We start from the raw sequence: 6,121 nt of genomic DNA on the forward strand, positions 1-6,121 counted from the left end.
CTCGCAGGACTGAAAGTCAGGCTATCAAGCCCGTGTAAATGGCATACCGGATGGATGTTCGATCTTGTAAATGAAATAACAATGGGCTGTTTACATTTGCCCTGGTTCAGCTATTGGTCGAATACAGATGATGGGGATGAGGCTAGTGCAGGCATCACCAGCTGTGGGAGCCTGTTGCGCGGGGGAATGGCATCGGTACGGTTCACCCACATAGGTAACAGTTCAGTTCAATAACATGGGTAACACTTCGCCGGATTTTAGGCCTCGACGATAAGATGCCGGGATCGCTGGTACCAGGCCATGAGGCTATAAACGAGGGTGTTTAGCGGCCTGTGCCGCCAGACGCGCCTACATGGTTTGATAGGTCGTATTGCGCCTTGCTGGCGCGATACTTTCTTTGCTCGTGCACAAGCAAGTAACCAAGGCTCTTTACCTTGAAGAATACGCCCCAATCTGCCGGCCTTCCGATCCACTGCGCGTCGGAATTATGCTCCGGACGCCCTGCCTTCAAGCTGAAGGGCGGGACATCCATGACGGCGGCTCGACAGCCCCTGTCTCACCCCTTCGGGTCTGGTCGGAACATAATCCCGGTGCTCGCCGGTTTATGGCCATGGATGGTCGGTAGCCAGAAAATGCAGGAGTAATTTTCTGCTGCTGAGGGGCATAGGAGCACGTTCTGATATTCCCGAGTTACTGAAAACCACCGCCGCTGCTCCAACCAAGTCACGGGGTCACACATTCGCCCTAGCAGTGATCTGGCATTTATTCCGGATCAAGACATTCAGCGGCCCATCCGGTCGGCTCGACAGCAAAGGCACGCCCACCGCCGCCAGGATAGCGGCCTGCCTGCAATGCTGCCATGTCAGGCACAACGCCGCTGAAATCCGCATCGACTTCATAAACGCCTGGCTCAAAACCGGTCGGCGCACCTCGACTATAAACCGTCACCACGAAAGGCCTGCGGCCAGGCAGTGTGGCCTGCATGACTTTTTCGCGCCCCATCGAAGCACCGGGGTACTGCGGGCAGCCGAGCGCTTGCAGGGTGACACCACGGATGCGCAAGGCTCCGGTGACATTGTACCGGCCCTCAGAGCCTAGCTCTTGCCAGTCAAAGCGCATGCCTGCTGCATTGCGCGAGACGGCAACACCAGCAGGCATGGCCGCCCCTAATGTCAGAACCTGCGCTTGAGAGCGTGCTGCATCGCCTTCGGCAAGGCTCATCACGAGTATGGCCTCCGCCATCGGCCCCGCTGCCATGGCCCATCGCCACTTGACCTGGCACTCACCCCGCGCCCAGGGGGCAGCAGCAGGCTCATGCTGCACCCATTCATTTTCACAAGTATCAAGAAAGGCGGTTTCTGTCTGGACGATCGGAAATAATTCCGTTTGTGCTGCGCCGCACACGGTGCTAGGGATCAGCACTGCGACCGTGAAAATTGAGAGGATATTCATATGACACGCCCGATCGAAACCTTGGCACTTGTGGAAAGGGCCTCGCGCAAATCGTACTGAAGTGCCTCGGCACACTCGAGCGTCAGGCCGCCGCTCAATACCGCCTCATCGCTGTCCGCACGCACGCGCAAGCTGACGAAGTAGGACCGCTCAACCATGCTTCTGGTGAGCGCGCGCATGATCGCCGTGCTTGTGGGTATGGGTACCGGTGCAGACTCGTCTGCATTGGTCCTGCTTCCCTGCCGCACATAGAAATCCACAATTTCGTCAAAGAGCCAAGTTTTGCCGCCGCTGTGAACTGCATTCTCCACAAGCGTGATCGTGGCCGCGCGCCGATAGCGCGCACCAGTCAGCAAAGTGATCACTCCCATGATAACGGGCAGCCATCCGAAATAGGCAACGCCGCCTAGCGTCTCCACATTCAGGAGCATGACCACACCAACCAGAATCAAGGGCAGTGCGGCGAACGAAGGCCTCGCTGGGGTGACGTTGAAGATGGTTTGACCATCCGATTGAGATCGACGGAAGCGGCTTCGGCTCGGATTTCCGAGCGTCAGAATGAAGCCCAGAACCCCGAACTTCCTTACCAGGAAGAATCCTGCCACGCCCAGCACCACAAGGAGAATAGAACCCATCCCCATGATAAACCTCTCCGTCCTGAATGAACCGCCCCAAGATTGCCGTAGGCTATTGAGTTTAAGCTAGGTGGCTGTGGGGATTTCGTCCAGCATGGCGCAATAATTTTCTTCAGCCTCAGCAAGCGGATCCTGCCTCGGCCTAGCTAGGACGGCGTGACCATCACCCGGTGCTTACTGTTGGGCTCAAACACTCCATGGAGCCGGGGAAGGTTGACTCTTGGCTGGCGGAGCAGCGCGGCCAGGCGAGCAATGAATTCCAGTGGATCAAAGATCACATAAAGTCACGAGGTCACCTATTTCCTCCTTTCGCTCTATTTAGCGGCCTGTGCCGCCAGACGCACCGACATGGTTTGATAGATCCTATTGCGCCTTGCTGGCGCGATACTTTCTTGCTCGCGCAAAAGAAAGTAACCAAGACTTCTGCACCTTGAAGAATACGCCCCAATCTGCCGGCCTTCCGATCCGCTGCGCGTCGGAATTATGCTCCGCACGCCCTGCCTTTAAGCTGAAGGGCGGGACATCCATGACGGCGGTTCGACAGTCCCTGTCTTACCCCTTCGGGTCTGCTCGGAACATAATCCCGGTGCTCGCCGGTTGCTGAGGGGAATAAGAGCCCACCCCTGAAGCTCTAAATACTCGCGAGAACTAACACCCACGCCAACGCCAGGCGAACGCGCAGTATTTGACTGCACCAGCCATTATCTATCTTAAGCAATGACTAGCTGCGCGTGATTGTTAGAAACCGTTAATTCAAAGTGCATAAGTTAATTTTTTTTCCGTGACTACGACCTTGCCGGTTATTTCTAACTGTTTGATTAGCTCTGCCAACTCAGCCTGAGATATGCCCTTGGGAAAGAGCGATGCAATAGTGCTTGTTAGTGTTTTTAAGGTGCGCGGCTTTGAATTCCCTCGCTGCTTAAGGTTTGCCACAACCAGTTTAAATTTATCAGTTTTGACGGTGGCAGGAACTTTAGGTTTTGCTTTTGGTTTCGCTGCTGGCTTGATGGAGCCAGCCCCGTTAGGGCACTTGAATTGGCCTTTTTGGTTTAACACAACTTGAAATTTTTCTTTAAGAGACATGCTACCAAAAAGCGCATTGACTGCTTTACAGCACACAACACAATTTTCGTCATTGTTGCTGCCGCCATTGGAGCTGGCAAGCAAATGTTCAACACTTGCTTCAGATTTCGGCATCGGTTGTTTGCAGAAGAAGCACAAGCCGCCTTGTACGAACATTAAACGATCTAACGGTTTAGTAGTCATAGGTTCATAACGCCTAAATAATAGACTTAAAATTGTTGGCTGAAATTAGCGACGAAGGAGCGAAAGCCCACTGTTTCTTGCCCTTGTTTATTTTCTTGCTAGGCATTTGATTACACCATACTTGGAATTACAAGTTTTTTACGAATAGGTTTACTGTTATGAGAATGAGATATCCAAATTGTCATATAGCCTGATTTATCCTTAATATCTTCGTACAGTCGATCTTGTGGCACCAAACCAATCCATTCATCACCAGGCTTGAGGACTAAAGGCAAACGGAGTTGATCATTGGGGTTTGGGAATACTGCTGCTAGTTCGACTTTGTTATAAAAGTAACTAAACCAATTTTTATAATAAAACATTCCAATATTTTTAATTGTAGTTGGTCTGCTACCAATGTTAGTTATAGTGGCGGAAACCCATGTAATATTTTCTCTAGAAGGATCGCCATAAGTTTTCATATTGGGAGCCAAGAGCATAATTAATTTTGGAGCATCCGCTTTCCATTTATACATATCCCAAACTAATACAATTGAAGCAATAATTGCACCCCACCATGCAGCAACTTCTGAAATAGACATCGATGTTCACTCTCCCGAAAATATCTAACGCCTACATAAGAGAAAATTTATAGTTAGCCATAATGTTTGAGGAATGAAATACTGCTAACTCTAAATTTACCGTTTTATATTATTTTTATGTGACGAACCTGAGGTTTGGGTGATCATCATTTTCACAGCAAAGCCCATCTTCATTTTTACTTGGCTGATAATTCTGCAGTATTATAAAGGTACGGGGTCAAAGGCACGCGAAAGGCCCCCACTCACCAAGCGTGTTAGCCTGCTTCAGGTACAAGAGCTGCTTGAACAGAAGTATTACGAGGTAAGAGCTTTCTGAATTTTGCTTGGCGCGGCTGTGGGTTTTGATATAAGACATTGTACCAAGGATCCATCCACCCTTCGGTAGTCCTAAGTAAGTAATGACCAGATCCCTTATAATCACCATCATTTTCATTTAGGAACGCTATCGTTCCAATGGGCCAGAGTTTTAAATTATTTTCGATTGAGACCCGCATTCCGGCTTTTTTAAGTACTGAAATAATTGGCTCAAGCTCAAGGCCTTCATTAGCGAAATCGATTTTATGAAGATTTGCTTCTTGCAGCCGATCCATTGCATCTATATAGGTAATCCCGAGTAGGGATGCTACGCAGGCAACTCCGCAACCCCACTCATCTTCTTGCACGACAAGCTGATTTTTATTCATAAATGCTCCGAGATAAAATAGTAATGGCTAACGCCGCCATAACCGGACCCCAAAAAGCGCAGCTTTTTGTGGGTCCGAGTTAATGGCCTTGTTATGAATTTTCTCTCTGATATGCAAGATACTCGGAAGATATGTTATGCCCGCCAACCATCTTTAGCGTTCCACTAACACCTACCAGAGTTAAATCATCGTTAATTGTGATAATTCCATAATCAAGCATAACGTGGTGATTAGGACATAGACATAGTATATTTTCCAACACATCCGGACCATTATGTGGACTGCCAAGAGGTTTTACATGTGCCCCCTCAGCGTAAAAACCTTTGCTCGTTTCAATCTTAAGACCACATATTTGGCAAGCATGGCCGTACATTTCTTTTACTTTTTTGCTTACCGCCGTATCACGAATTACACGGTTTACATAAACGCCTTTTCTTTCGGGCGAAACGGGCGCTTTACTCACAGCGGTTGAAGTGTAGGATACGGAGGCTGCGCTATTTTGTGATATAGCCGAAAGAAGACTCTTAAATTCTTCGAGGCCATTTGAGTTACCTACCCTCCAGGCTCGACCTCGGTGTTCGCCAACCGCTCCCTTATTTTTAAATCCTTTGTATTGACTACTTTGAACCTCTTTTCCACGATCACATCCAGACTTTTCGCTAAACACGCCTACTGCTTTAGATAAGCTAGCACTAGTATTTTTATCTAACTCCGGGCTTATAACGATTTGCAACTGCCCTTTTGTAATTCCTGTAAATCTCGAAATATAAACGTATTCTTTTTTGCCATCTATATTTTTGTGCAACTCGATCTGGTGACTGCCGCTTGATGCCAGCGGAGTGTCTTCATACCCGATTTGTCTTGCCAATTTACGTATTTCTTTCTCTGTACTTTCATCGAGCACACGTTTTTCAGCCACGTGATTCTCCTTGTATTTTTAGTGCATAACGATAAGCTAAGGGGCGGGCTTTAGCCCGTCCCAGCGAACGAAGTGAGCGATTTGAGCGACTTGTTAGCTATGGCCGCCAATCAATTAGTTTTCTAACCAATTCTTCCACCCATGGTATTGAACAGCAACGCCGTAGAATTTTTCGACGTCGGATGCTGTTTCAACCTCCTTGGTGTTGAGGTGTACGGTGCATTTCCCTGTCTCAGAATCAATGCTAATTGACTCTGCCCTGATAGAATCATTTCTGTGCCAAGCAGAGTCTTCAAATTCGAATCCTACTTGCGGTGGGATTTCTGACTCAACTTCCTTAGAGACAAATTTGGATACGAGTCCAGTGCTTGGCGAATGGAAATGAATGTTGCGAACTAGAGTGAATTTCATGTGCGGTTCCTTTTGCGGTTGGTTGACTAAATAGCTAACGCCTCATTAAAAGGCTAAAAATAGTGGGCTATTAACCCGGTGGACAAATAGGTTCCCTCCCTATTTGTCCGTCACGCCAGAAAAACTAGCGCAAGTGCATGGACTTGCTGGCTTTTCTGGCGTTCGCATTGGCCT

General features: G+C 48.7%; 7 protein-coding genes. All 7 read right to left on the minus strand.

Annotated features, from left to right (window positions below):
• Positions 1 to 762: 762 nt before the first annotated feature.
• On the minus strand, positions 763 to 1,452 hold the full coding sequence (locus MPRO_RS05445; protein WP_067288461.1) for a hypothetical protein: 690 nt from the start codon (positions 1,450 to 1,452) through the stop codon (positions 763 to 765).
• Positions 1,449 to 2,093 carry a hypothetical protein gene (locus MPRO_RS05450; RefSeq protein ID WP_067288465.1) on the minus strand — a complete coding sequence of 215 codons (645 nt, stop codon included), beginning with the start codon at positions 2,091 to 2,093 and terminating at the stop codon, positions 1,449 to 1,451. The genes MPRO_RS05445 and MPRO_RS05450 overlap by 4 nt, the downstream gene beginning before the upstream one ends.
• A 747-nt stretch (positions 2,094 to 2,840) precedes the next feature.
• The gene (locus MPRO_RS05455) at positions 2,841 to 3,353 is read right to left on the minus strand and encodes an HNH endonuclease (protein ID WP_067288468.1); all 513 of its coding nucleotides are present in this window, start codon (positions 3,351 to 3,353) and stop codon (positions 2,841 to 2,843) included.
• A 110-nt stretch (positions 3,354 to 3,463) separates the two neighbouring features.
• A complete protein-coding gene (locus tag MPRO_RS25720; protein ID WP_158651759.1) occupies positions 3,464 to 3,934 on the minus strand; it encodes a hypothetical protein in 471 nt (156 codons plus the stop codon).
• A gap of 254 nt (positions 3,935 to 4,188) precedes the next feature.
• Complete coding sequence (locus MPRO_RS25725) at positions 4,189 to 4,617, minus strand: cysteine peptidase family C39 domain-containing protein (protein ID WP_158651760.1); 429 nt, start codon at positions 4,615 to 4,617, stop codon at positions 4,189 to 4,191.
• A 91-nt stretch (positions 4,618 to 4,708) separates the two neighbouring features.
• Positions 4,709 to 5,536: an HNH endonuclease gene (locus tag MPRO_RS26150; protein ID WP_082708465.1), complete on the minus strand. Its 828-nt coding sequence runs from the start codon at positions 5,534 to 5,536 to the stop codon at positions 4,709 to 4,711.
• Between the two features lie 114 nt (positions 5,537 to 5,650).
• A complete protein-coding gene (locus MPRO_RS05465) occupies positions 5,651 to 5,947 on the minus strand; it encodes a hypothetical protein (RefSeq protein ID WP_067288475.1) in 297 nt (98 codons plus the stop codon).
• Between the last annotated feature and the right edge of the window lie 174 nt (positions 5,948 to 6,121).

The organism is Marinobacterium profundum, assembly GCF_001528745.1.
Classification (GTDB): Bacteria; Pseudomonadota; Gammaproteobacteria; order Pseudomonadales; family Balneatricaceae; genus Marinobacterium_A; species Marinobacterium_A profundum.

Bases quoted from the DNA above. Each gene is read 5' to 3' on its own strand.
- MPRO_RS05445 (WP_067288461.1), bottom strand. From the start codon at position 1,452: ATGAATATCCTCTCAATTTTCACGGTCGCAGTGCTGATCCCTAGCACC.
- MPRO_RS05450 (WP_067288465.1), bottom strand. From the start codon at position 2,093: ATGGGGATGGGTTCTATTCTCCTTGTGGTGCTGGGCGTGGCAGGATTC.
- MPRO_RS05455 (WP_067288468.1), bottom strand. From the start codon at position 3,353: ATGACTACTAAACCGTTAGATCGTTTAATGTTCGTACAAGGCGGCTTG.
- MPRO_RS25720 (WP_158651759.1), bottom strand. From the start codon at position 3,934: ATGTCTATTTCAGAAGTTGCTGCATGGTGGGGTGCAATTATTGCTTCA.
- MPRO_RS25725 (WP_158651760.1), bottom strand. From the start codon at position 4,617: ATGAATAAAAATCAGCTTGTCGTGCAAGAAGATGAGTGGGGTTGCGGA.
- MPRO_RS05465 (WP_067288475.1), bottom strand. From the start codon at position 5,947: ATGAAATTCACTCTAGTTCGCAACATTCATTTCCATTCGCCAAGCACT.